Source organism: Geothrix sp. (assembly GCF_049292215.1).
Lineage (GTDB): Bacteria > Acidobacteriota > Holophagae > Holophagales > Holophagaceae > Geothrix.
On the sequence record NZ_JBATQW010000010.1, the window covers coordinates 1 to 23864 of the forward strand.

Consider the following 23864-nt stretch of genomic DNA (forward strand, 5'->3'; position numbering starts at 1 on the left):
GTTGCGGGCGCCGACTCCGGATTCAATCCCCCATCAGCGGTCGACCTTGATGCAGATCGACTTGCTGATCAGGTCGCCGACGTGCTTGCGATCACCACCGAGAACAAGCAGGTAGCCGACGGTGAAGTTCAGAACGTGGCCCACCCGCCTCAGGATGGCGGTGCCCAGGTCGATGCGGCCGTGGGGGTCGTCCTCGGGGACGATGCGCAGCTTCATGATCTTCTTGCCGAAGGACCCCCCGAAGTGGCTCTCGCAGTAAGGGATGAAGAGGAAGGTGTAGGCGAAGCCAAGCAGGCCGATCAGGGGGAAGACGAGGCAGCCCACCAGGGGCACGAAGGCCAGCACGAAGGCCACGATGTAGAGCCCGATCAAGGGGACCACATCCAAGAGGACGGCCACGAAGCGGGTCAGGAAATCCCCCCGCTCGCCGGTGGGCACCGCATCATCCGGGATGGGCGGCAGGTAGCCAGCGAGGAAGGCCGGCATGGGTCCGCTGGAGGTTGGAGCGGCCGGCACAGGTCTGGGCGCCGGTGGTGCCACCGGGGGAATGGGTTTGGGGGTGGAGGGCACGGGGCCCGTGGCCACCTGATCCGGCGTCTGGATCTGGAGCTTCGGCTCGTCCTCCATGGGGGGTTTGCCCGTGTGGATGGCCGCCAGCTGGTCGGCGGACATGCGCACGGTGCCGCTGGGCGGGGGGGCGTCCATGGCGCTGATGGCCACGGTGGCCGCCACCTCGGGCCGAGGATCCTGGAAGGTGAGTTGCACCTGCCCCAGCGTGATGCGGTCGCCGTCCCGCAGGGGGGAGGCCTGGACCCGGTTGCCGTTCACCAGCACGCCGTTGCTGCTCTGCAGGTCCTGGATCTCGAAGCCGCCGCCGACCTTGCGGATCACGCAGTGGTGCCGGCTGATGCTCGGATCGGGCAGGCGGAGGGTGTTGTCCAGCTCCCGGCCCATGTGGACTTCGTTGTCGATGATTTCGAATTCGCGGATGCCCGCGCTTTCGTGCACCAGCAGTTTGGCCATGGGAACCCTCGGGAAGGTGGGATGGGCCGAAGTGTACCGCATCCCGGGCGCACTGGGATAGGTTGGGGATCCCGCGCGAATCACGCTTCTTTCTTGACGGGCCGAGGCGGACCCGCCAATCTTCCCCCACGAGACAAGGTGCAGGCATGGTGCTTTTCAACGCGGCCACCAAGGAGTTGACGGCCAAGATCGTCTACTACGGCCCCGGCCTGTGCGGGAAGACCACCAACCTCCAGCATGTCTACGACACCCTGCCGGGTGATGGCCGCGGCAAGATGCTGTCCCTAGCCACCCAGACGGACCGCACCCTCTTCTTCGACTTCCTGCCGATCGAACTGGGCACCATCCGGGGCATGAAGACCCGGATCCAGCTCTACACAGTGCCGGGCCAGGTCTTCTATGACGCCACCCGCAAGCTGGTGCTTCGCGGCGCCGACGCGGTGGTGTTCGTCGCCGACTCCCAGGCTCCGGCCCTGGAAAGCAACAAGGAGAGCTTCCAGAACCTGATTACCAACCTCAAGGACCAGGGCGCGGACCTGGAGAAGATCCCCCACGTCATCCAGTGGAACAAGCGGGATACGCCCAATGCCCTGCCGGTGGCGACCCTGGAGCGGGAGGTGAACCTCTTCGGCGCGCCCACCTTCGAGGCCTGCGCCATGCGCGGGGAAGGCGTCAAGGAGACCCTTACGGGCGTGGCGAAGCTGGTGCTGAGGAGCCTCGCCGAGAAGTACGGCGGCGGTGTCGTGGAAGAACCTCCGGTCTTTCTGGGGGGTCCGCCGCCCCAGCCCCCGACGGCCCCGTCCACCAAACCCCTGGAAGTGGAAGAGCTCTCCGCCGGCGAGCTGCTCGAGGAAATCGACGAGATCCCGGTGGAGTCCGGTCCGCCCGCCCATCCCCATGCCCCGGCCCCAGGGCACATGCCCCACAGCAGCGTCGTGGAAGTCCCGGTCGTGCTGGACCGCAGCCTCTTCAGCGGGGACTCCCCTGTGGAGATCCGGCTGAAGCTGTATATCAAGTAAGTCTTCATTCCTGAGGACTGAGGACTGAAGACTAAAGCTTCTTCGGGCACACTGGAGCATTCGTCATCGAGGCTCCACCATGTCCCGCCAGATCGTCACCCGGTTTGCCCCTTCGCCCACGGGCATGCTCCACATCGGCGGGGTGCGCACGGCGCTGTTCTGCTGGCTCTTCGCCCGCCGCCACGGGGGGCGCTTCATCCTGCGCATCGAGGACACGGACCTCTCCCGCAGCACTGACGACAACATCCGCATCATCGAAGCGGGCATGGCCTGGTGCGGCCTGGACTGGGACGAGGGCCCGGTGGTGGGCGAACCCAGCCAGTGGAAGGGCCCCCACGGCCCCTACCGGCAGATGCAGCGCATGGACCTCTACCGCGCCAAGATCCAGGACCTGCTTGACCGGAACTTGGCCTACCGCTGCCGCTGCTCCCGCGAGGCCATCGAGGAGCGCCGCAAGACCGTGGAGGCCGCGGGCAAGGTCTTCCAGTACAACCGGGGCCTGGATCGCGGCAAGGGCTGTGCCGCCGTGAACCACGATGCCAGCGAGCCGGCCGCCATCCGCTTCCGCATGCCCGAGGAGGGCGACATCGTGGTGCCCGACCTCATCAAGGGCGACACGCGCTTCCCGGCGGACAGCCTGGACGACTGGATCATCGCCCGCACCGGCGATGGCCCTGGCGAGATCGGGGTGCCCACCTACAACTTCTGCGTGGTGGTGGACGACACCCACATGGAAGTGACCCACGTGATCCGCGGCGACGACCACCTGAACAACACCCCCAAGCAGATTCCGCTGTTCGCGGCCTTCGGAACGGAACTGCCCGCCTTCGCCCACGTGCCCATGATCCTGGGTGCCGACGGCGCCAAGCTCAGCAAGCGCCACGGCGCCACCAGCATCACGGAGTACCAGGCCATGGGTCTGCTGCCCTCCGCCGTCCGCCTGGCCCTGGCCCGGCTCTCCTGGACGCCGAAGATCGACGGCAAGGCCGTGGAGAGTGCCGAGGAGGAGTTGCTCACGGACGAGCAGATGATCCAGCTCTTCGACCTGGCCGACTGCCAGAAGAGCGCCGCCCGCTTCGACATGGACAAGCTCCAGTGGCTGAACCAGAAGCTGATCCAGCGCTCCCCTTGGCAGGAGTTGGAGCCGCACCTGCGGCCCTTCATGCCCGAAGCTTGGAGTGCCAAGCCGGACGCCTGGAAGGCCCAGGCCATCCAGTGCACGCAGAAGGGGAAGTCCCTCACCGACATGGCCGAGGCCCTGCGCTTCACCTTCGAGCGGCCCGCCGCCTTCGATGAGAAGGCCGTGGAGAAGTTCCTGACGCCCGCCGTCAAGCCGGCCCTCGCCGAGGTGGCCGCGCTGACGGATTACACCCACGACGGGCTGGAGACGGCCTTCGCGGCCATCCTGGAGCGCCATAGCCTGAAGACCAAGGACCTGGCCCAGGCCCTCCGCGTGGCCCTGTGCGGCAGGCCCGTCAGCCCGGGCATCTTCGACACCCTCATGGTGGTGGGCCGGGATGAAGTCGTGGCGCGGCTGGGGCGCTGGCTCTGATGGACCTCAACGAGTTCACCCACCTCACGCTGACCGTGCTGGAAGAGCAGGGCACGGCGACCTATGCCCCCACGATCATCGCCGACGAGATGGTGCAGGTGATCCAGGGCATCCCCGAGGGACTAGACCACCGGGAGGCCCTCCAGGAGACGGTGCTGCGCCTCGGCCTGGAGCAGTCCGACTTCTACTTCGGCGTGAAGTCGGGCCCCGGCGAGATCACCACGGGCTTCCACACCGCCGTCCGCACCCAGGTCCAGCGCATCTCGGAGCTGCAGAAGGGCTTCGTGGTCACCGGGTTGGAGGACTGCGCCTGGTGGACCCTGGGCCAGGGGCGGGACCAGTAGCCTTCAGAGGAGCATCCATGAGCCAGTCCCCCAAGCTCGCCATCCTCGGCTTCGGCACCATGGGCCAAGCCATCAGCGCCGGCCTGGTCGAAGCCTCGGGCTACCCGGCCGCCCGCATCCAGGCCGCCGATACGCATCCGGCCTCCGGCAAGGCCAGGGCGGCGGCCCTCGGCATCGACCTCTCGAACCAGGTGGAGGCTGCGGCCAAGGGCGCCGAGGTCGTGCTGCTCTGCGTGAAGCCAAAGGAACTGAAAGGCCTGCTTGACGGCCTGACGGCGGCCGGAGCCCTGGACCACCGCCCCCTGGTGGTGTCCATCGCGGCGGGCACCACCCTGGAGTTCCTCACGGCCCACACGCCTGGAGGCACCCCCCTCGTGCGGGCCATGCCCAACACGCCCTGCTCCATCCGGAAGGGCATGACGGTCCTGGCGCCAGGGCCGGGCGTGACCGAGGCCCAGTTGGCCGCGGCCCGGGCCCTCTTCGAGCCCCTGGGCCGGGTCATGGACCTGGACGAGAAGCACATGGACGCGGTCACCGGCCTCAGCGCCAGCGGCCCGGCCTTCATGTTCGTCATCCTCGAGTCCCTGGCTGAGGGCGGCGTCCAGTGCGGCCTGCCCCGGGCCGTGGCCGTGGAGCTGGCCGCCCAGATGACCCTGGGCGCCGCCTCCATGGTGCTGGAGACGGGCCGTCATCCCGCTGCCTTGAAGGATGAGGTGACCACGCCCGCCGGCTGCACCATCGCCGGTCTGATGGTCCTCGAGGACGGCCGCATCCGCTCCGTCGTGGCCCGGGGCATCGAACGCGCCACCCAGGTGGCGGCGGGGCTGGGTTGAGTCCCAGGGCCCTGGGCGCGAGCCCGGAGTCCTGGGCGCTACTCCCGAATCGCCGGCCTATTCCTGGATCCGGAAATCCTCAAGGATGAAGCGCCCCGCCACGGGTGGGGCGGATGCCTGACTGGGGTGGTTCGGCGTGGCAGGGATGACCGAAGTCTTCTGCACGGTGGCACCACCGGTGGTGCCGGCCACGAAGGGCCCACTGTGGATGCTGAGGGGGTGCCCATTGCCGCAGGAGGCAAGGCCGGGGCCAGACCAGCCCACCAGCCGGGATGGTGGGTAATAGACTCCGGAAGGCAGGGGCAGGGTCAGGGTGTCCTTCAGCGTGAACTCTGTGAGGTGGAACCGCTGGAGCTTGTAGCTGTAGGACAGGAGCGGGTCCCAGGTCAGGTAGAAGGCAGAGGCCAGGGAGGCGACGGGGATCATCGAGCCCTGGGCCGCGAATGAGCCCACCAGTTGGCCGCTCGAGGGCGTCAGCACCTGTCCGGAGCCGGCATAGATGCGATTGGTGGTGGGCTCGAAGTGGATGGCGTTCTGGAAACTGGAGAAGGTCCACATCAGGTCCTTCGTGAGCGTCACGCCGGCGGCGTCCACGGCGAGGATGTAGTAGTTGTAACCCGTGGTCTGGTTGTTGGCCGCATAGAGAACCTTGTCATCGAGGCCCCACTGGAGAGAGGTGTAGAGATTTCCGCCACCGGACCAGCCGTTCGCCCGCACGGGCCGTGGGGTGGCGTCGTCGAAGATGACGATCCCCCCCTGGGCCGACGGGCTGACGCCCTTGTTCGCCAAGCTGACGGCAACCGTGCGGGGTGAGAGCGGGGCCACCTGCAGGTCCAGGGTGTAGTAGGGGCCGAAATACCCGTCCATCGGAAGGGGTATGGAGAGATCCAGGGTCAGGGCGGGGAGGGCGAAACGCTGGATGGAACTGCTTCCGTCGAGGCCCACATAGAGGAACTGGCCATCTCCCGAGACCGCCAGGCGGTTGGGTTCGCTTCCGGCGAAGACCGAGGCCGTGATGGCGCCAGTGGCGGGATTGACGGCCACGACCCGATTGCCGTATTTCGCGCTGGTGCTAGGGATGGAGGCGTAGAGGAGGCCATGCGCGGCATCCCAGGCCACGTCATTGGCTACCTCTGGAACGATCAAGGTGCTGAGGGACCCGATGGTGATCGGCACCTGGCTGGACGACCCGCCTTCGCTGGTCGGGTTCACGACCTTGACCTGGACCGTCCCGGCGGTCGCGATGTCCGGTGCAGAGATCTCAGCTTTCAGGGTGTCCGGGGCCAGGTACGTGGTGGTCCGGGGGCTACCGTTCCAGAAGATCTGAGAATCCGGGAAGAAACCGCTGCCCGTGACCGTCATCGTGAACGAGGGACCGGCGGTAACCACGGCCCTTGGGTTGAGGAAGCTGATGGTCGGTGGTGGGGCGGGTTGCGGGGTGACTGCAAAGGTGGTGGTCATGAGGTTGGACAAATGCCCCTTGGCATCGAGTAGCGCCACCTGGAAGCTGAAATTGCCCACAGTGGTGGTATTTAGGGCCAGGGTGCCCTGGACGGACCCCGACTTCAGGCCGGTGGTGCCGGAGAGGGTGGAGTCCTGGGACTGTCCGCCGGAGCTGATCCGGATGGTCGTGATATCTCCATCTGGATCCGAGAAGCTCATGGAGAGGGTGGCGTAGATGGACCCGCCACCGTCGCCCACCACGGCCGCGTCCGGCGACAGGTGCAGGTTGGACAGAGTGGGGGCGGTTCCCTGGCTGGGACTCGAGTTGCCGCCGCCTCCCCCGCCGCAGGCACAGATCAGGATGGACAGGGCTGCTGCCAAACCGAATTTCATTCGCATAGATGCTCTCTCAGGGGGCAGTGAGTCGATGGAAAAAACGAGCAAATGAAGAAGATCGAATGATCGTCTTTTCGTGCTTCAAATTCAAGTCCCTGCCCAGTCCGCGCTTCCACCATGCCCTGAGGCCGGGAACCCGCTAGAATGCTCGATCAGCCTGGATCGGAACCGGCCACGGAAACTGGAGGCGGCGCGCTCCCTGCTCGGACAACCTGCTTACGAACTGGAAGACAACCCATGGCAAATGACGGAACTGTGCAGGAACCCCGGAACCTCCACTTCATCGAGGAGATCGTCGAGGCTGACCGTGCCTCGGGCAAGCACGGGGGGCGGGTGCTCACGCGCTTTCCGCCGGAACCCAACGGTTACCTGCACATCGGCCACGCCAAGAGCATCTGCCTGAACTTCGGCCTGGCGAAGGCCTACGGCGGGGCCACGAACCTGCGTTTCGACGACACCAACCCGGTGAAGGAGGACGTGGAGTACGTGGACTCCATCCGCGAGGACGTCCAGTGGCTGGGCTTCCAGTGGAAGGGCGAGTTCTACGCCTCGGATTACTTCCAGTTCATGTACGACTATGCGGAATATCTCATCGGGCAGGGCAAGGCCTATATCTGCGACCTGAGCGAAGCCGAGATCCGCGAGTACCGGGGCAACTTCCACGTGCCGGGCAAGGCTAGCCCCTTCCGGGATCGCAGCCCCGAGGAGAATCTCGACCTCTTACGCCGCATGAAGGCCGGCGAGTTCCCGGACGGTTCAAAGGTGCTGCGGGCCAAGATCGACATGCAGGCCGGCAACATGAACCTGCGGGACCCCCTCATGTACCGCATCCGCCGGGCCCACCACCACCGCACGGGCGATGCCTGGTGCATCTATCCCATGTACGACTACGCCCATGGCGTCTCGGACGCCATCGAGACCATCACCCACTCCATCTGCACCCTGGAGTTCGAGGACCACCGACCGCTCTACGAGTGGTTCCTGGAGCAGGATGTGGACGGCAGGTTCTTCCCGCGCCCCCTGCCACGCCAGATCGAGTTCGCCCGCCTGAACCTGACCTACACCGTGATGAGCAAGCGTCGCTTGTTGCAACTGGTGCAGGAGGGCATCGTGAGCGGCTGGGACGATCCCCGCATGCCCACCATCTGCGGCCTGCGCCGGCGGGGCTACACGCCGGAATCCGTGCGCGCCTTCGCCGAGCGGGTGGGCGTGGCCAAGCGCGACATGGTGGCCGACGTGGGCCTGCTGGAGTTCTGCATCCGGGAAGACCTGGAGAAGCGCGCCCTCCGCCGCATGGCCGTGCTGCGCCCCCTCAAGGTCGTCATCACCAACATGACGGAAGCCGAGGCCTTCGAGGTGGAGGTGGCGAACCACCCCGAGGACCAGGCCATGGGCACCCGCAAGCTGCCCTTCACCCGGGAGCTCTTCATCGACCAGGACGACTTCCGCGAGGAGGCCCCCAAGAAGTGGTTCCGGCTGGCGCCGGGCGCCGAGGTGCGCCTGCGGGGCGCCTGCCTCGTGACCTGCCGTGAGGTGGTCAAGGACACCGCCGGGAAGGTGGTGGAACTGCACTGCGAGTGGGATCCCGCCACCAAGGGCGGCAACGCCCCGGATGGCCGCAAGGTGAAGGGCACCCTCCACTGGGTGAGTGCCGCCCATGCCGTGCCGGCCGAGGTGCGGCTCTATGAGCCGCTCTTCACCCAGGAAGACCCCATGGACGTGCCCGAGGGCCAGGACTGGAAGGCCCTCCTGAACCCGGCCAGCCTGGAGATTCTCACCGAAGCCCGCCTCGAGCCCTGCCTGGCCGACGCCCTGCCCGGTGAGCGCTTCCAGTTCGAGCGGACCGGGTATTTCACCGTGGACCCCGACAGCCAGCCGGGCGTCCCGGTGTTCAACCGGACGGTGGGGTTGAAGGATTCCTGGAGCAAGATCGAGGCAAGGGGTTGAGGGGGTTCCCTGGCCAAGGCGGCCAGGGGCTGTGACCCAGGTCGCATCGGGGCCCCGGGGGTTGTTTCCCTGCGTGTCCGCAAGCCCGCGGCTCTGCTAGTCTCGATGGGTTGGGCCTCCCCGCGGGCGGCCCTGCCGGGAAGCCGCCCATGGACAAGCTTGCGAGCCTGCTGCATACGACGCCTGCCATCGCCTGGATGGTTCTGAAGGTCGTCATCGTCTTCGCCGGCGTCATGTCGCTGGCGGCGATCTTCACCTGGGTCGAGCGCCGGGGTTCGGCCATGATCCAGGACCGCATCGGGCCCAATCGAGCCGCGCTGTTCGGGAAGATCCGGATCATCGGCCTCGCCCAGATCCTGGCCGACGGCATCAAGATGTTCTTCAAGGAGGATCTCATCCCGACGGCCGCCAACCGCGGGCTGTTCTTCCTGGCGCCCTTCCTGGCCTTCGTGCCTGCGCTGCTCGGCTTCGCGGTCATCCCCTTCGGCAAGAGCTTCGTGAGCGGTGGCACCACCTACCACCTCTCGGTGCTGGATCCCGGCAATGGCATGGGCATGCTCTACCCCCTGGCCATCGGGGGCATGGCGGTCTACGGCGTCCTGGTGGCCGCCTGGTCCAGCAACAACAAGTGGTCCATCCTCGGCGGCATGCGGTCCTCTGCGGCCATGGTCAGCTATGAGATCGGCATGAGCCTGGCCGTGGTCAGCATCTTCATGACCACCGGCGGCTATGACCCCTCGGAGATCATCCGGGCCCAGGGCCACCAGCCCTGGACCTGGAACATCGTGCGTCAGCCCCTGGGCTTCATCGTGTTCTTCACCTGCATGTTCGCCGAGACCAACCGCCTGCCCTTCGACTTCGCCGAGGGCGAGAGCGAGATCGTGGCGGGCTTCAACACCGAGTTCGGCAGCATGAAGTACAGCCTCCTGGCCCTGGCCGAGTATTCGCACATGATGACGGCCTCGGCCCTCATCGCCACGCTCTACTTCGGCGGCTGGCAGGTGCCCTTCGTGAAGGATCCCTCGGTCCTGCTGTCCGTGGCCTGCTTCGTGGCGAAGCTGGTCTTCTTCGCCTGGGTCTTCGTCTGGATCCGCTGGACGGTGCCCCGCTTCCGCTACGACCAGCTCATGAACCTCGGCTGGAAGCGGATGCTGCCGCTGTCCATGGTCAACCTGGTCTTCCACGCCTGGCGCATGAGCCAGGGCCACTGAGGGGGGGGGGCGATGGGCGTCGTCGTCAAGAAAGCCGAACTGAGCTGGCTGGACCGCACCTACGTCTGGCCGGTGATGAAGGGCATGGCCATCACCTTCGAGCACTTCATCAAGCAGCTCTTCACCCCGACCTCGAAGCGCTACACCATCCAGTACCCCGAGATGAAGAAGGAGATGCCCGACGGCTACCGGGGCCTCCATGAGCTCAAGCGGTTCGAGGACGGCGCCATCAAGTGCGTCGCCTGCTTCATGTGCCAGGAGGCCTGCCCGGCCCGCTGCATCAGCATCGAGGCCGAGGAGTTCAGCGACCTGAACATCACCCAGGGCTTCGAGGAGAAGCGGCCGGCCCAGTTCAAGATCGACATGCTGCGCTGCATCTACTGCGGCATGTGCGAGGAGGCCTGCCCCAAGGACGCCATCTGGCTGCGCAAGGACTACGAGGTGGCCGCCTACGACCGCCTTTCCATGCAGTACGGCAAGTGGGACCTGATGAACACCTACGCCGAGACCGACGGCAAGGACCGCATCAGCCAGGACCCCACCCCCACCGTGCCCCGCCGCACGATCGTGATGTAGGAGCGGCCATGTTCATCACCTTCGCCCTCATCACCCTCCTCGGCGCCCTCGGGATGCTGCTCCAGAAGAACGTCATCGTGGCGGGCCTGTTCATGGTGGCCGCCTTCTTCGGCGTGGCGGGCCTCTTCGTGCTGCTGGCCAACCCCGTGGCCGCCGCCCTCCAGATCATCGTCTACACGGGCGCCATCATGGTGCTGGTGCTCTTCGTGATCATGATGCTAAACAGCCACGAGGAGGAGAAGGCACAGTCCTCCCGGCCCGTGCAGCGCTGGGTCTCTGTGGCCCTGGTCGCCGCCCTGGCCGTCGGTGCCGTGAAGCTCGTGCTGGCCTCGCCCGGCCTGAAGACCTTGGCCCAGAGTGGCGCCGCCATGCCCGAGGCCATGACCCTGCAGAAGGTGGGCGTGACCCTCTTCGCCGACCACCTGCTGGGCTTCGAAGTGGCGGGCCTGCTGCTGCTGGCGGCCATGATCGGCGCGGTCGCCCTGACGAAAAGGAATCTGTGATGACCGGCATGGACGCGATCCTCCAGGGCGGCCTCCAGGGGTACCTACTTGTGGCCCTCCTCCTCTTCGCCATCGGCCTGGCGGCGGTGCTGCTCCGGCGCACCCTGCTCATGCAGTTCATGGGCGTGGAGCTCATGCTCAACGCGGCCAACGTCGCACTGCTGGCCTTCGCCCGCTTCCGCGGGGGAGACAGCCAGGCCACGGTGTTCTACCTCTTCATCATCGCCGTGGCCGCCTGCGAGGCGGCCGTCGGTCTGGCGCTGGTCATCGGCCTCTACCGTCACCGGGACACCACCGACTCGGACCGGGCCGCCAGCCTGAAGCAGTGAGGATGCGATGAACAAGTACTACTGGCTCATTCCGATCCTCCCCCTGCTGGGCTCGGCCTTCAATGGCCTGCTGGGCAAGCGCGCCGGCAAGGGTGCCGTCACGGTCGTCGGCCTGGGTGTGGTCCTCGGCTCCCTGCTCCTGGCCGCTTCGGCCTTCTTCGCCATGAAGGGCATGCCGGACCACCGCCTGGTGCTCAACTACGGCGAGTGGATGGCCACGGGTTCCCTGAGCGTCCCCTTCGGCCTGACCATCGATCCCCTCAGTGGCACCATGATGCTGGTCATCACGGGCATCGGCTTCCTCATCCACCTCTACTCCGTGGGCTACATGCACGAGGACGAGGGCTACTACCGGTTCTTCTGCTACCTGAACCTCTTCGTGTTCTTCATGCTCACGCTGGTGCTGGGCTCCAGCCTGGTGCTTATGTTCGTGGGCTGGGAGGGCGTCGGCCTCTGCTCCTACCTGCTCATCGGCTACTTCTACGAGACGGACTTCGCGCCGGATGCCGGGCTCAAGGCCTTCCTCACCAACCGCGTGGGCGACCTGGGCGTGTCCATCGGCATGCTGGTCCTCTTCGCCGCCTTCGGCACCCTGACGGTGTCCGATATCCTCACCCAGGCGGGCCACCTGGCCCCCGAAGTGGGCTTCGGCGTCCTCACCTTTGCCACGCTGATGCTGTTCTTCGGCGCCACGGGCAAGAGCGCCCAGCTTCCCCTCTACCTCTGGCTGCCGGACGCCATGGCGGGCCCCACGCCCGTCAGCGCCCTCATCCACGCGGCCACCATGGTCACCAGCGGCATCTACATGATCTGCCGTCTGGCGCCCGTGTTCACGCTGGCCCCCATCACCATGGACGTGGTGGCCTGGGTGGGCGGTGCCACGGCGCTCTTCGCCGCCACCATCGGCTTGGTGCAGCGCGACATCAAGAAGGTGCTGGCCTACTCCACGGTCTCGCAGCTGGGCTACATGTTCCTGGGCCTGGGCGCCTCGGGCTTCGCGGCTGGCTTCTTCCATGTCTTCACCCACGCCTGGTTCAAGGCCCTCCTCTTCCTCGGCGCCGGCAGCGTGATCCACGCCCTGCACCACGAACAGGACCTGTTCAAGATGGGTGGCCTCAAATCGAAGACGAAGATCACCTTCATCACGATGGTCGCCGGCACCGTCGCCATCATGGGCTTCCCCGGCACCTCGGGCTTCTTCAGCAAGGACGAGATCCTCTACCTGGCCTTCCTGAAATCCCCGGCCCTCTGGGTGATCGGTGTCCTCGGCGCCTGCTGTACCAGCTTCTACATGTGGCGCCTCATGGCCCTCACCTTCTGGGGCGAGCCGCGGGACCATCACGCCCATGACCACGCCCACGAGAGCCCCCTGACCATGACCCTGCCCCTGATGGTCCTGGCCCTGGGCTCCCTGTTCTGGGGCTTCTGGGGCGTGCCCGAGGCCTTCGGCGGGCACTTCGCCGTGGGCGAGTGGCTGAAGCCGGCCCTCACCTATGGCCAGACCCATGCGGCCCATGGCCACCACGCGGGGCCGGCCGTGCTGCTGGCGGTCATCTCCACGGGCCTGGGTCTCGGCTTCGGCTTCCTGGGCTGGAAGACCTTCAAGAACGGCCCCGCCCCCGAGTTGGCCTTTGCCGCGAAGTTCCCCTTCGTCCACAACCTGCTGCTGAACAAGTACTACGTGGACGAGGGTGTGGAGCTCTACCTGCTGCGGCCCACCCGCTGGTTCGGCAACCTGTTGTGGAAGCTCTTCGACGTCATCCTCATCGACGGCGTGGGCGTGAACCTGCCGGGCGCCCTCACGCGGGTTTTCGGCGACTTCACCGCCCTCCTGCAGACCGGCCGGGTGCGCAACTACGCGCTCAGCATGGCGCTGGGCACCGCGGTCCTCCTCTATGTCTTCCTGAAGTAGGTGGGGCGATGACCTGGCTGACCTCCCATCCCCTCTCCTTCCTGGTCTTCGCGCCGGCGCTGCTCGGCTTCGTGATCCTGGCGCTGCCCCACGCCCTGGGCCGCCTCTCCCGGATGCTGGGCTTCATGGGCGCCCTGGCCGTCTTCGCCCTCAGCCTCGCCTGGCTCCTGGGGCACGGCGGGGCGGTCGTCACTGAGCGCGCCCCCTGGTTCACCCTGGTGGGTCTGCCTGTGGACTATGCCCTCACCGTGGACGGCCTGAACCTCTGGCTGGTGCTCCTCACCACCTTCCTGGTGCCCCTCACCATGATGGGCACCTGGAACAGCCTGAAGGACCGCATCGGGACCTTCGCGGCCTTGTTCCTCATGCTGGAGACCGGCATGCTGGGCGCCCTCATGGCCCAGGACCTGTTCTTCTTCTACCTGTTCTGGGAAGCCATGCTCATCCCGATGTACTTCATGATCGGTGTCTGGGGCGGCGACGAGCGGCGCTACGCCGCCAACAAGTTCTTCCTCTACACCCTGGGCGGCTCCCTGCTCTGGCTGGTGGCGCTGCTCTACCTGGCCAACAAGGCTGGCGGCTTCAACCCCACGCTCATGGGCCAGGCGGCCACGCTGCTGCCCTTCAGCGTCCAGTGCTGGCTCTTCCTCGCCTTCGCCGTGGCCTTCGCCATCAAGGTGCCGCTGTTCCCGCTGCACACGTGGCTGCCGGATGCCCACGTGCAGGCGCCCACGGCGGGTTCGGTCATCCTGGCAGGCGTGCTCCTGAAGCTGGGTGGCTACGGCTTCATCCGCTTCGCGATCCCCATGTTCCCCCAGGCGGCCATGCACTACGCCAAGCCCCTGGCCCTGCTCAGCGTCATCGCCATCGTCTACGGTGCGCTGGTCGCCATGGTGCAACGGGACATCAAGAAGCTGGTGGCCTACTCGTCCGTGAGCCACATGGGCTTCGTGATGCTGGGCCTGGCCTCGTTCACGGTGATCGGCACCCAGGGCGCCATGCTGCAGATGCTCAACCACGGCATCAGCACCGGCGCGCTCTTCCTCCTGGTGGGCATGCTCTACGATCGGGCCCACACCCGCATGATCGCCGACTTCGGCGGCGTGGTGACGAAGATGCCCGTGTTCACCACCTTCTTCCTCATCGTCACCCTCAGTTCCATCGGCCTCCCCCTCACCAACGGGTTCGTGGGCGAGTTCTGGATCCTGAACGGCACCTTCCTCTCCGGGTTCAGCTGGGGCCGCCTCTACGCCTGCTTGGCCACCTCCGGCGTACTGCTGGGCGCGGTCTACATGCTCTGGATGTTCAAGCGGGTCTTCTGGGGCCTCGAGAACAAGGATGAGGACAGCGGCACCCACCACCTCCACAGCGACCTGAACGCCCGCGAGATCGCGGTGCTGCTGCCCCTGGTGGTGCTGATCATATGGATGGGCGTGCATCCCAAGACCTTCGTGGCCATCAGCGAGGCGCCTGTGACGGCCCTGCTGAAGGACGCCAAGGCGCCGGAGATCCGCACCTTCGTGCTGAAGCCTGCCGTGCATGAGGCACCGGCCACCCATGCTCCGGCTGCGCACGAGGGGCATGCCGAACCCGCCGCCCACGAGGTGCACCGATGAACCTCACTCCCAGCCAGTGGGCGGCCCTCCTGCCGCTGATCATCCCGGCCCTGGGCGCCTGCCTGATTCCGTTGATGGCCCTCGACAAGGACCAGGGCACGGCGAAGTGGATCCGGGCGGCCATGTACTGCACCGCCCTCCTGGCCGTCGGTGCCAGCTTCTGGTATCTGACCAGCCTCTGGAACACCGGAGCCCAGCCAAGCTTCTTCCAGCTGCGCATGGACCGCTTGGCCCAGTTCACCAGCATCTTCGTGCTGGTGGCCGCGGCCCTCGCCATCCTCCAGAGCTGGGACCACTTCCACCAGGAGGGCTGGGTGAAAGGGGAGACCCTCTCCCTGCTGCTCTTCTCTGTGACAGGCATGCTGCTCTTCGCCTCCACCTCGCACTTCGTGGTCCTCTTCCTGGGCCTCGAGCTCTTCAGCATCCCCCTCTACGCCCTGGTGGGCACGGTCCGGGCCCGCACGGAGAGTGCGGAAGGCGGCATGAAGTACTTCCTCACGGGCGCCGTGGCCTCCAGTTGCTTCCTCATGGGCGGCGTACTGATCTACGGCCTGAGTGGCACGCTGGACCTGACGGCCGCGGCCTTCACCCTCAAGGCCCGGGGGCTGGCCCTGGATCCCCTGGTCCTGGCCGGAGCGGCCCTCATGCTCATGGGGTTCCTCTTCAAGGTGTCGGCCGTACCCTTCCACCAGTGGACGCCTGATGCCTACGAGGCCTCGCCCCACCCCATCGCGGGCTTCATGTCCGTGGCCACCAAGGGCGTGGCGTTGATCGCCCTGCTCCGCATCTTCCCCGGCAGCTTCGCCCCCCTGGGCGCGGTGGGCGTGAAGATGCAGGCCGTGGTGGCCGTGCTGGCCGTGGCCACCCTGGTGCTGGGCAACCTCACGGCCCTGGTGCAGACCAACGTGAAGCGCATGCTGGCCTACTCCAGCATCAGCCATGCGGGCTACCTGCTGCTGGGCTTCGTGGCGGGCACACCGGCCGCCTACACCGGCATGCTGTACTACCTCGTCATCTACCTGGCCATGAACATGGGCGCGTTCGGCCTGCTGACGGCCTTCGGGCTCGTGGGCGAAAACACCACCTTTGATGACCTGCGGGGCCTGGGCTGGAAGCGACCGGCCATGGGCGTGGCCGCCGTGATCTTCATGCTCAGCCTCGCCGGGATCCCCCCGATGGGCGGCTTCTACGGCAAGTACATGATCTTCCGCGAACTGGTGGGCACCGGCCATGTGGGCATGGCCATTCTCGGCGTGCTGGCCAGCCTGGTGTCTGCGTATTACTACCTGCGCTTCCTGGTGGCCCTCTTCCTGCAGGCGCCCAGTGCCGAAGCCGAGCGTCTGGCCTCCGACCGCCCGGAGGTCCATGCGCCCCTGGCCGGCGCCACGGTGCTGGTCTGCGCGGTGATCGTCCTACTGGGCGGCTTCCTGCAGACCTTCCTGGCGGATGGGTTCGCCCGCCGCGCCCTGGTGGATGGCCTCGGGCTCATCCGCTGAGTCCTGCAGCCCGATCCGCCCATTCCACCGTTCGACCCCCGCAAAAGGCCATTCGGTCTCCCCTCGGAACACAGGCTGGTGGTCCATACCTCGTTATGCGAAGGTTAAGGTTGGGGTTGCGCTGATCCTGTTGACACCTGGAGTTTGGCACCATGAAGCGGAACACTTGGATCGGACTCGGAATCGGCGTGGCGTTGGTGGCAGGCGGAACCGCCTATGTGTGGACCCGGCCCAAGGACGAGATCAAGTGGCGGTCGGGGAAGGTCGAACGGGGCAACATCACCCAGCGGATCAATGCCACGGGGGCGGTGAGCCCAGTGGTGCAGGTGGCCGTGGGCACCCAGGTCTCCGGGGTGATCTCGGCCCTCTACGTGGACTACAACAGCATCGTGAAGAAGGGCCAGCTCATCGCCCAGATCGATCCCACCATCTGGGAGACCCAACTGGCGGATGCCAAGGCGGGGCTGGAGCGGGCCAAGACCAACATGGACGATGCCAAGCGCCAGTACGAGCGGGCCAAGCGTCTCGCGGCGGAGAAGCTGCTGGCCGACCAGGACCTGGAAGCCAAGCAGGTGGCCTACCAGACCGCGTCCGCCAACATGGAGAACGCCAAGGCCTCCCTGGACCGCGCCAGGGCCAATCTGGACTACTGCAACATCACGGCCCCGGTGGACGGCGTGGTCATCTCCCGCCTAGCCGATGTGGGCCAGACCGTGGCCGCCAGCTTCAGCACGCCGAACCTCTTCCAGATCGCCCAGGACCTGTCGAAGATGAAGGTCCAGGTGAACATCGGGGAATCCGACATCGACGAGGTGAAGGTGGGCCAGCGGGCCATGTTCACGGTGGACAGCCTGCCGGACAAGCAGTTCACGGCTACGGTGAGCTTGGTCCGTCAGGAACCCGTCACCACCCAGAACGTCGTGAACTATGTCGTTGAGATGATCGTCCCGAATGAGACCCTGCCGGGCTCGGAGGAGGATGCCAAGGGCACGCCCTCCGCGCCGATGGCCCAGAAGGGCAGGGGCGGCGATCCTGGTCGAGGCGGGGCCCCCGCGGGTGAAGGCGCGCCAGACCCCGAGAAGGCCTGGGACCGCATGAAGGACCGCATGACTGCCCAGGGTGTGACCAAGGACCAGTTTCTGAAGCGCTTCAAAGAGCGGCAGGCAGCCGGCGCCATGCAGGCGATGCCGGCCGCGTCCTCTGCGCCAGCCGGCGATCCCAAGGCCTTGGCCCGCGTCCCCGGCGGCGCCAGCCAGCTGGGGGGACCGAAGTTCACGGGGAGCCTGGCCCTGCGCTCCGGCATGACCGCCAACGTCACCATCAGCACCAACCAGCGCCGGGACGTCCTCCGCGTGCCCAACGCGGCCCTGCGCTTCAACCCGGCCGCTTTCATCAAGGACGAGAAGAAGACGGAAGGCCCGCGCCTGGGCCAGCCCGCCATGATGGGAGGGGGGCAGCGACCCGCCGGCGCCCAGGCCGGCACGGGCAGCCGCGGGGGCATGGTGGCCCGTCGCGAGGACCGCATCTGGGTCCTGGAGAACGGCAAGCCCAAGGGCATCGTGGTGAAGGCGGGCATCTCGGACGGCCAGTTCACCGAAGTGTCGGGCGAAGGGCTCACGGAGGGTCTGCAGGTCCTCGTGGGGGTCGATACCGCGAAGCAGGCCGGCGCTTCACCGGCGCCGCTGGGCGGCGCGCCCGGTGGCGGACGGCGCTAGCCGGAGGTCAACCATGTCTCCCATGGAGTTCCTGAAGCTTGCGTTGTTTGCCATCACCCGCAACAAGATGCGGGCCTTCCTCACTATGCTCGGCATCATCGTGGGTGTGGGCGCGGTCATCGCCATGATCGGCATCGGCGAGGGCTCCAAGCGGGCCTCCATCGCCCTGATCCAGAACATGGGCTCCAACATGCTCCAGATCTTCCCCGGCCAGGGCAGCAACCGCTTCGGCCCCTCGGCCATGGGCAGTTCCGACATCCTCCTGGAGAGCGATGTGCCCCTGATCGAGCAGGAACTCGCCGGAAGCAGCGTGGTGGCGGCCAGCCAGCTGGTGCGGACCACCCGCCCGGTCATCTTCCAGAACAGCAACTACGTGACCTCCATCCAGGGCTCGAATCCCAACTTCCTCCAGATCCGGGGCTGGGACATGGAGGGCGGGCGCTTCTTCACGGACGCGGAAGTCCGGGGCATGGCCAAGGTGTGCGTGCTGGGGACGACCGTGAAGGACAACCTCTTCCCCAACGGGGACGACCCCGTGGGTCAGACCGTGCGCATTGGGGCCTTGCCCTTCCAGGTGGTGGGTGTCCTTGATAAGAAGGGCGCCGGCATGTGGGGCGACCAGGACGACCTCATCGTGGCGCCCTATACGACCGTGATGCGGAAGATCATGGGTCGCGACAAGATCCAGCAGATCATGCTGAGCGCCCAGGAAGGGAAGGCCGAACTGGCCGAGGCCGAAGTCACCGCCCTGCTCCGGCAGCGGATGAAGACGCCGCCCAAGGATGACAACCCCTTCATGATCCGCAAGCAGGACGACATCGTGCAGATGCAGACCCAGCAGGCCGGCATCCTCACAGCCCTGCTCGCAGTGGCCGCCAGCATCTCCCTGGTGGTGGGCGGCATCGGCATCTCGAACATCATGCTGGTCAGCGTGACCGAGCGCACCCGAGAGATCGGTGTGCGCCGGGCGCTGGGTGCCACCCAGCGCAACATCCTCTGGCAGTTCCTGGTCGAGGCCATCGTGCTCTCCATCCTGGGCGGGCTCATCGGTGTGGGCTTCGCCATGGGTGCCATCGGCATCCTCCAGAAGTTCCAAGTGCCCGCCGTCACCGAGAGCTGGGCCGTTGTCCTGGGTCTGGGATTCAGTGGCCTGGTGGGCGTGGTGGCAGGCTTCCTGCCGGCCCTGAAGGCCGCGCGGTTGGATGTGATCGACGCGTTGCGCTATGAGTGATCCCGGGGTTCCTGAGGGAGCCCTGGAGGTCTGTAGGACAATGGTTTCCTCGCGTCCTGGAGGGGCCATGGTCCTGGTGGGGAATTCAGGGCCCGGTGTTCACACGGTGCCTTTGGCCGACGGCCACGGCAAAGGCGTGGGGCCGGTAGGGGGTGACGGATGGCTCTGATGGCATTTCTCAAGATGGCGCTCTCAGCCATCACCCTGAACAAAATGCGAGCCTCGCTTACCATGCTCGGCATCATCGTGGGCGTGGGCGCGGTAATCGCCATGATCGGCATCGGCGAGGGTTCCAAGCGAGCCACCCTCGCCCTCATCCAGAACATGGGCTCGAACATGCTGACCATCTTCCCGGGGTCACCGGGAACCCATTCCCACCACGGACCTCAGGCCATGGGCAGTGCCGCGATTCTCAAGGATGACGACGCCCAGCTCATCCATGAGGAGTTGGCTGACTCCAGCATCCATGCCGCGACACCCCAGGTTTCGACCACACGGCCGGTGGTGTACCAGAACCGCAGCTATATCAGCCAGATTCAGGGTACGGGACCGGAATTCCTCCTGATCCGCGGCTGGGAGTTGGAGCAGGGCCGGTTCTTCACCGAGCGCGAGGTGCGTGGTCTGGCGAAGGTGTGCGTTATCGGCAAGACCGTCCAGGCCAACCTCTTCCCCGATGGCGAGGATCCTGTGGACCTCACCATCCGCATCGGGGACCTGCCCTTCCGGATCGTGGGCGTGCTCGAGCCCAAGGGTGCGGGGATGTGGGGGGACCAGGACGACCTGCTGGTCAGCCCCTACACCACCGTCATGCGAAAGGTCATGGGCCGGGACACCATCCAGCGGATTCTCGTGAGCGCCCATGAAGGTGAGGCAGCCTTGGCTGAAGCCGAGATCATCTCCTTATTGCGCCAGCACCTGAAGGTGGCGACCCAGGATCCGGAACCCTTCCAGATCCGCAAGCAGGATGACGTGATGAAACTCCAGTCCGAGCAGGCTGGCATCCTCACAGCCCTCCTCGCTGTGGCCGCGAGCATCTCCCTGGTGGTGGGCGGCATCGGGATTTCCAACATCATGCTGGTGAGTGTCACCGAGCGGACCCGGGAGATCGGCATCCGGCGAGCCCTGGGGGCCACGCAGCGAAGCATCCTCTGGCAGTTCCTCACCGAAGCCGTCGTCCTGGCCACCCTGGGCGGATTGCTCGGTGCGGCGCTGGCCCTGGTGACCATCGCCATCCTTCAGAAGGTCCAAGTGCCAGCTGTGGTGGAGCCCTGGGCGGTCTTGCTCGGCATTGGCTTCAGCTGCGGCGTGGGCGTACTCGCCGGCTTCCTTCCTGCCTTGAAGGCGGCGAAGCTGAAGGTCATCGACGCGCTGAGGTACGAGTAGCCTGTGGCAGAGGAGGCGGGCAGTCCCAGGCTCGATCCCTATGCGGTCCTGCGGAACCCGGACTACCGCTGGTTCATCGCGTCCATGTGGCTGGTCACCCTCGGGCTGCAGATGCAGGGCGTGGTGGTGGGCTGGCAGGTCTATGAGCGAACCGGCGACCCCCTGGCCCTGGGCCTGGTGGGCCTCTCCGAAGCGCTGCCCTTCCTGGGGGTCGCGCTCTTCGGCGGCCATGCGGCGGACCGGCTGAACCGGCTGAGGCTCTGCATGACCTCCACCCTGAGCCTCGCCCTGTGCTCTGTTCTCCTCCTGCTCTTCACTTGGCGCTCCCTGACGGGGCCCCTGGCGAGTCAAGTGGCGCCCATCTACGGGATCATCTTCCTCACGGGCATCGTCCGCGCCTTCTACCGCCCGGCCAATGTGGCCCTCGGCACGGATCTGCTGCCGAAGGAGCTCTACGCGGCGGGCTCCACATGGCGCGTGTCGGTCTTCCACTCGGGCATGGTGATCGGTCCCGCCATCGGGGGCCTGGTCTATGCCTGGAAGGGACCCATCGCCGCCCATCTCCTCGTGGGACTGCTCCTGCTGGCCGGCTTCGCGGGGCTGCTGCCGTTGCGTTACACGCCGAAGGCGGTGCGCCCCCTGGAGGGCTCCATCTTCGCCAGCCTCGGGGAGGGCCTCCGCTTCGTGTTCTCGCAGCGCCTGCTGCTCAGCACTATCAGCCTCGACCTCTTCGCGGTGCTGTTCGGTGGCGCCGTGGCGGTGCTGCCCGTCTTCGCCAAGGAGGTGCTGAACACCGGCCCCCATGGCCTTGGTCTACTGCGCGCCGCCCCTGCCGTCGGCTCGGTGCTCATGGGCCTCACCCTGGCCCACCTGCCGCCTCTGCGCCGGGCGGGACGCACGCTCCTGATCTGCGTGGCAGCCTTCGGCATGTTCACCATCGCCTTCGCCATCAGCCGGAGTTTTCTGCTGAGCTGCCTGCTGCTCGCGGCCAGCGGCGCCGTGGACAACGTCAGCGTGGTGCTGCGCGCCACCCTGCTGCAGACCCTCACGCCGGAGCACATGCTGGGCCGCGTGTCCTCGGTGAACCAGGTCTTCATCGGCTCCAGCAACGAGATCGGGGCCTTCGAGAGCGGCCTGGCCGCACGGCTGATGGGCCTGGTCCCCTCCGTGGTCTTCGGCGGCTGCATGACCCTGCTGGTGGTGGCCTTCACCACCTGGAGAGTGCCCGAGCTCCGGAAGATGGATCGCATCGGGTAGGGAAGGCTGGGTTCAAAAAACAACCACGAAGACGGAAAGACCACGAGGCAAGGTCGCCCTTCACCTTCGTGGTCTTCCTGTCTTCGTGGTGATTATTCTCGTTCAGTTATCGCTACAACACGGCAAGCGCGGCGTTGTAGTCGGGCTCCTGGGCGATCTCGGGCACCAGCTCGGTGTGCACCACCGTGCCCTTCTCATCCACCACCACGACGGCACGGGCCAGGAGGCCCTTGAGGGGGCCGTCCACCAGGGCCACGCCGTAGGCCTGGCCGAACTCCGCACTGCGGAAGGTCGAGGCGGGCACCACATTGTCCAGGCCCTCGGCGCCGCAGAAGCGCTTCTGGGCGAAGGGCAGGTCGGCGCTGATGCAGAGCACGGTCGTGTTGGGCTTCTCGTTGGCGCGGGCGTTGAACTTGCGGACACTGGCCGCGCAGGTGGGCGTGTCGATGCTGGGGAAGATGTTCAGCACCACGCGCTGGCCGGCAAGGTCCTTGCCGGAGACCTCGGACAGGTCGGTGCGCACCAGCGTGAAGCTGGGGGCATGGGCGCCCACCTTCGGCAGGTCGCCGGCGGTGTGGATGGGATTGCCTTTGAGGGTGATCTGGGCCATGGGAGCTCCTGAGGATGAATGTCCAGTTTAGCGCCCTGCGGGGTGCGCAGACATCGCCTGTACCTGAGGTAGTCTTGGACATTCCCGTGACGGAGACCCATGCCCACCCTGCTGCAGAAGATCACTGCCCGGGACCACCGCCTGGCCGGCTTCCGGCACTACGAGCTGCTGGTCCATGTCTACGTGGTGGTGCTGCTCATCAGCAACCTGCTGGGACCCAAGCCCACCCAGATCGGCCCCTTCATCTTCAGCGGCGCCCAGCTGCTCTTCCCCATCACCTACATCTTCAGCGACATCTTCACGGAGGTGTACGGCTACGGCGGCTCGCGGCGGGCCATCTGGATCGCCTTCATGGCCAACGTGCTCATGGGCTTCTTCGCGCTGTTCATGGTGTGGCTGCCCGCGGCGCCGGACTGGCCGAAGGAAAACCAGCGGGCCTTCGAACTCGTCTTCGGCAATACGGCCCGGGGCATCGTGGCCAGCCTCGCGGCCTTCTGGATCGGGGAATTCGTCAACAGCTTCGTCATGGCCAAGATGAAGGTCATGACCGGGGGGCGTTGGCTCTGGGCCCGCACCGTGGGCAGCACTGTGGCGGGCCAGGCTGTCGACAGTCTGGTGGTGACCTTCGGCCTCTTCGCCTTCACTCTCCCGGTGAAGACCATCCTGGTGATGGCGGCAAGCGGCTATGTCTTCAAGGTACTCTACGAAGCCCTGGCGACGCCCCTGACCTATGCCGTCGTGGGCTTCCTCAAGCGCACCGAGGGCGTGGACGTCTACGACGAAGGCACGGACTTCAGCCCCTTCGTTAAGGATGCCTGAGGCGCTGGACCTCCGACCGGCATCCCGGTCCGAGGTGTCGAGGGCCGTGATTCCGGGCCTTCAAACTGATCGCAAGCCCCCATCATTTTGACTGGTCGCGGTGCCCATGACGGGACGATTCCATGTCCTATTCGCATCAATGGCTTGATTTGTCCGTTGGCCCCAAATCTGCATCTTCAAGGACATTGCCGGAGCCCACCTTGAGACCGCCATGTCCGCCCGAACGATGTGTCACCTGTTCCGTCAGCCTGCCGGTGGTTCCTGCCTTCACCGCTGAGCAGAACCTGAGGCTGGCCCCGTGAGCCCCGTTGCCCAGCACGTGCGCCGCCCCCTCTGCACCCTGGTGGAACTTCGCGGTGCCCCGGGCAGTGAGCCCGGGGAGCGCATGAACGGCATCAACTGGACCATCTGGAATTCCATGCGCCCCGACCCGGCCCGTGATGGCTCCCTCGCCGCGCTGATGGACCTGCTCTCGGGAGCGCCCCCTTCCGAACGTGCCCAGGAGGGGCCGTCCCTCCTCACTACCTAGGCCCACTCCAGCACAGGCAGGAAGGGAAATCAGCTGCGGCCCCCAGGCTGCGTCGGGCAGTCGAAGCGCCCATGCCCAATGGAACGGACCCACCCCACCTGCCATGGATACGAACCCTAA

At 66.3% G+C, this 23864-nt stretch carries 20 protein-coding genes and 1 pseudogene; 18 read left to right on the forward strand and 3 right to left on the reverse strand.

The window, feature by feature from the left end; all coding sequences use genetic code 11:
• Positions 1-33: 33 nt before the first annotated feature.
• Entirely contained in the window at positions 34-1023 is a 990-nt protein-coding gene (locus tag WAS25_RS01860; RefSeq protein ID WP_422309749.1) for an FHA domain-containing protein, read from the reverse strand.
• A 146-nt stretch (positions 1024-1169) separates the two neighbouring features.
• On the opposite strand from WAS25_RS01860, the pseudogene WAS25_RS01865 reads away from it, so the two are divergent.
• The 4 genes and pseudogenes from WAS25_RS01865 to proC form a co-directional block, all read left to right on the forward strand.
• A pseudogene (locus WAS25_RS01865) lies at positions 1170-1742 on the forward strand (GTP-binding protein); the annotation flags it as partial.
• Between the two features lie 379 nt (positions 1743-2121).
• Complete coding sequence (gltX, locus tag WAS25_RS01870; protein WP_422309751.1) at positions 2122-3594, forward strand: glutamate--tRNA ligase; 1473 nt, start codon at positions 2122-2124, stop codon at positions 3592-3594.
• Positions 3594-3938, forward strand: a complete 345-nt coding sequence (locus WAS25_RS01875) for a hypothetical protein (RefSeq protein WP_422309753.1) — start codon at positions 3594-3596, stop codon at positions 3936-3938. The genes gltX and WAS25_RS01875 overlap by 1 nt, the downstream gene beginning before the upstream one ends.
• A gap of 17 nt (positions 3939-3955) precedes the next feature.
• Entirely contained in the window at positions 3956-4771 is an 816-nt protein-coding gene (proC, locus tag WAS25_RS01880; protein ID WP_422309755.1) for a pyrroline-5-carboxylate reductase, read from the forward strand.
• A gap of 57 nt (positions 4772-4828) precedes the next feature.
• On the opposite strand, the gene WAS25_RS01885 is transcribed toward proC, so the two are convergent.
• On the reverse strand, positions 4829-6595 hold the full coding sequence (locus tag WAS25_RS01885) for a YncE family protein (RefSeq protein WP_422309757.1): 1767 nt from the start codon (positions 6593-6595) through the stop codon (positions 4829-4831).
• 252 nt (positions 6596-6847) lie between these two features.
• Here WAS25_RS01885 and WAS25_RS01890 point away from each other — a divergent pair, with 252 nt between their 5' ends.
• The 12 genes from WAS25_RS01890 to WAS25_RS01945 all read left to right on the forward strand — a co-directional run bounded on the left by WAS25_RS01890 (position 6848) and on the right by WAS25_RS01945 (position 21786).
• On the forward strand, positions 6848-8557 hold the full coding sequence (locus tag WAS25_RS01890) for a glutamine--tRNA ligase/YqeY domain fusion protein (protein ID WP_422309759.1): 1710 nt from the start codon (positions 6848-6850) through the stop codon (positions 8555-8557).
• A 149-nt stretch (positions 8558-8706) separates the two neighbouring features.
• Positions 8707-9768 (forward strand): NADH-quinone oxidoreductase subunit NuoH, encoded by a 1062-nt coding sequence (gene nuoH / locus WAS25_RS01895; protein WP_422309761.1) that lies wholly within the window; start codon positions 8707-8709, stop codon positions 9766-9768.
• 12 nt (positions 9769-9780) lie between these two features.
• Positions 9781-10344, forward strand: coding sequence for a NuoI/complex I 23 kDa subunit family protein (locus tag WAS25_RS01900; protein WP_422309763.1), 564 nt, complete (start codon positions 9781-9783; stop codon positions 10342-10344).
• Positions 10345-10352: 8 nt separating this feature from the next.
• Positions 10353-10847, forward strand: coding sequence for an NADH-quinone oxidoreductase subunit J (locus WAS25_RS01905; protein WP_422309765.1), 495 nt, complete (start codon positions 10353-10355; stop codon positions 10845-10847).
• 8 nt (positions 10848-10855) lie between these two features.
• The gene (nuoK, locus tag WAS25_RS01910) at positions 10856-11176 is read left to right on the forward strand and encodes an NADH-quinone oxidoreductase subunit NuoK (RefSeq protein WP_422309816.1); all 321 of its coding nucleotides are present in this window, start codon (positions 10856-10858) and stop codon (positions 11174-11176) included.
• A gap of 7 nt (positions 11177-11183) precedes the next feature.
• Positions 11184-13088 (forward strand): NADH-quinone oxidoreductase subunit L, encoded by a 1905-nt coding sequence (nuoL, locus tag WAS25_RS01915; protein WP_422309767.1) that lies wholly within the window; start codon positions 11184-11186, stop codon positions 13086-13088.
• An 8-nt stretch (positions 13089-13096) separates the two neighbouring features.
• The gene (locus WAS25_RS01920; RefSeq protein WP_422309768.1) at positions 13097-14704 is read left to right on the forward strand and encodes a complex I subunit 4 family protein; all 1608 of its coding nucleotides are present in this window, start codon (positions 13097-13099) and stop codon (positions 14702-14704) included.
• Positions 14701-16200 carry an NADH-quinone oxidoreductase subunit N gene (locus tag WAS25_RS01925; protein WP_422309770.1) on the forward strand — a complete coding sequence of 500 codons (1500 nt, stop codon included), beginning with the start codon at positions 14701-14703 and terminating at the stop codon, positions 16198-16200. Before WAS25_RS01920 ends, WAS25_RS01925 begins: the two co-directional genes overlap by 4 nt.
• Before the next feature lie 152 nt (positions 16201-16352).
• Entirely contained in the window at positions 16353-17915 is a 1563-nt protein-coding gene (locus WAS25_RS01930; protein ID WP_422309772.1) for an efflux RND transporter periplasmic adaptor subunit, read from the forward strand.
• A 13-nt stretch (positions 17916-17928) separates the two neighbouring features.
• A complete protein-coding gene (locus WAS25_RS01935) occupies positions 17929-19146 on the forward strand; it encodes an ABC transporter permease (RefSeq protein ID WP_422309774.1) in 1218 nt (405 codons plus the stop codon).
• A gap of 168 nt (positions 19147-19314) precedes the next feature.
• Positions 19315-20529, forward strand: a complete 1215-nt coding sequence (locus tag WAS25_RS01940; RefSeq protein WP_422309776.1) for an ABC transporter permease — start codon at positions 19315-19317, stop codon at positions 20527-20529.
• A 3-nt stretch (positions 20530-20532) separates the two neighbouring features.
• Positions 20533-21786 carry an MFS transporter gene (locus tag WAS25_RS01945; protein WP_422309778.1) on the forward strand — a complete coding sequence of 418 codons (1254 nt, stop codon included), beginning with the start codon at positions 20533-20535 and terminating at the stop codon, positions 21784-21786.
• 112 nt (positions 21787-21898) lie between these two features.
• Here the strand turns inward: WAS25_RS01945 and tpx are convergent, their stop codons facing one another.
• A complete protein-coding gene (tpx, locus tag WAS25_RS01950) occupies positions 21899-22396 on the reverse strand; it encodes a thiol peroxidase (RefSeq protein WP_422309780.1) in 498 nt (165 codons plus the stop codon).
• Between the two features lie 99 nt (positions 22397-22495).
• Here tpx and WAS25_RS01955 point away from each other — a divergent pair, with 99 nt between their 5' ends.
• Entirely contained in the window at positions 22496-23215 is a 720-nt protein-coding gene (locus tag WAS25_RS01955) for a queuosine precursor transporter (protein ID WP_422309782.1), read from the forward strand.
• 298 nt (positions 23216-23513) lie between these two features.
• Positions 23514-23744: a hypothetical protein gene (locus WAS25_RS01960; protein WP_422309784.1), complete on the forward strand. Its 231-nt coding sequence runs from the start codon at positions 23514-23516 to the stop codon at positions 23742-23744.
• The last annotated feature ends 120 nt before the right edge of the window (positions 23745-23864 follow it).

What these genes read in the sequence shown, in the direction of transcription:
- WAS25_RS01860 (WP_422309749.1), bottom strand. Translation starts at nt 1,023, where the DNA reads ATGGCCAAACTGCTGGTGCACGAAAGCGCGGGCATCCGCGAATTCGAA.
- gltX (WP_422309751.1), top strand. Translation starts at nt 2,122, where the DNA reads ATGTCCCGCCAGATCGTCACCCGGTTTGCCCCTTCGCCCACGGGCATG.
- WAS25_RS01875 (WP_422309753.1), top strand. Translation starts at nt 3,594, where the DNA reads ATGGACCTCAACGAGTTCACCCACCTCACGCTGACCGTGCTGGAAGAG.
- proC (WP_422309755.1), top strand. Translation starts at nt 3,956, where the DNA reads ATGAGCCAGTCCCCCAAGCTCGCCATCCTCGGCTTCGGCACCATGGGC.
- WAS25_RS01890 (WP_422309759.1), top strand. Translation starts at nt 6,848, where the DNA reads ATGGCAAATGACGGAACTGTGCAGGAACCCCGGAACCTCCACTTCATC.
- nuoH (WP_422309761.1), top strand. Translation starts at nt 8,707, where the DNA reads ATGGACAAGCTTGCGAGCCTGCTGCATACGACGCCTGCCATCGCCTGG.
- WAS25_RS01900 (WP_422309763.1), top strand. Translation starts at nt 9,781, where the DNA reads ATGGGCGTCGTCGTCAAGAAAGCCGAACTGAGCTGGCTGGACCGCACC.
- WAS25_RS01905 (WP_422309765.1), top strand. Translation starts at nt 10,353, where the DNA reads ATGTTCATCACCTTCGCCCTCATCACCCTCCTCGGCGCCCTCGGGATG.
- nuoK (WP_422309816.1), top strand. Translation starts at nt 10,856, where the DNA reads ATGGACGCGATCCTCCAGGGCGGCCTCCAGGGGTACCTACTTGTGGCC.
- nuoL (WP_422309767.1), top strand. Translation starts at nt 11,184, where the DNA reads ATGAACAAGTACTACTGGCTCATTCCGATCCTCCCCCTGCTGGGCTCG.
- WAS25_RS01920 (WP_422309768.1), top strand. Translation starts at nt 13,097, where the DNA reads ATGACCTGGCTGACCTCCCATCCCCTCTCCTTCCTGGTCTTCGCGCCG.
- WAS25_RS01925 (WP_422309770.1), top strand. Translation starts at nt 14,701, where the DNA reads ATGAACCTCACTCCCAGCCAGTGGGCGGCCCTCCTGCCGCTGATCATC.
- WAS25_RS01930 (WP_422309772.1), top strand. Translation starts at nt 16,353, where the DNA reads ATGAAGCGGAACACTTGGATCGGACTCGGAATCGGCGTGGCGTTGGTG.
- WAS25_RS01935 (WP_422309774.1), top strand. Translation starts at nt 17,929, where the DNA reads ATGTCTCCCATGGAGTTCCTGAAGCTTGCGTTGTTTGCCATCACCCGC.
- WAS25_RS01940 (WP_422309776.1), top strand. Translation starts at nt 19,315, where the DNA reads ATGGCATTTCTCAAGATGGCGCTCTCAGCCATCACCCTGAACAAAATG.
- tpx (WP_422309780.1), bottom strand. Translation starts at nt 22,396, where the DNA reads ATGGCCCAGATCACCCTCAAAGGCAATCCCATCCACACCGCCGGCGAC.
- WAS25_RS01955 (WP_422309782.1), top strand. Translation starts at nt 22,496, where the DNA reads ATGCCCACCCTGCTGCAGAAGATCACTGCCCGGGACCACCGCCTGGCC.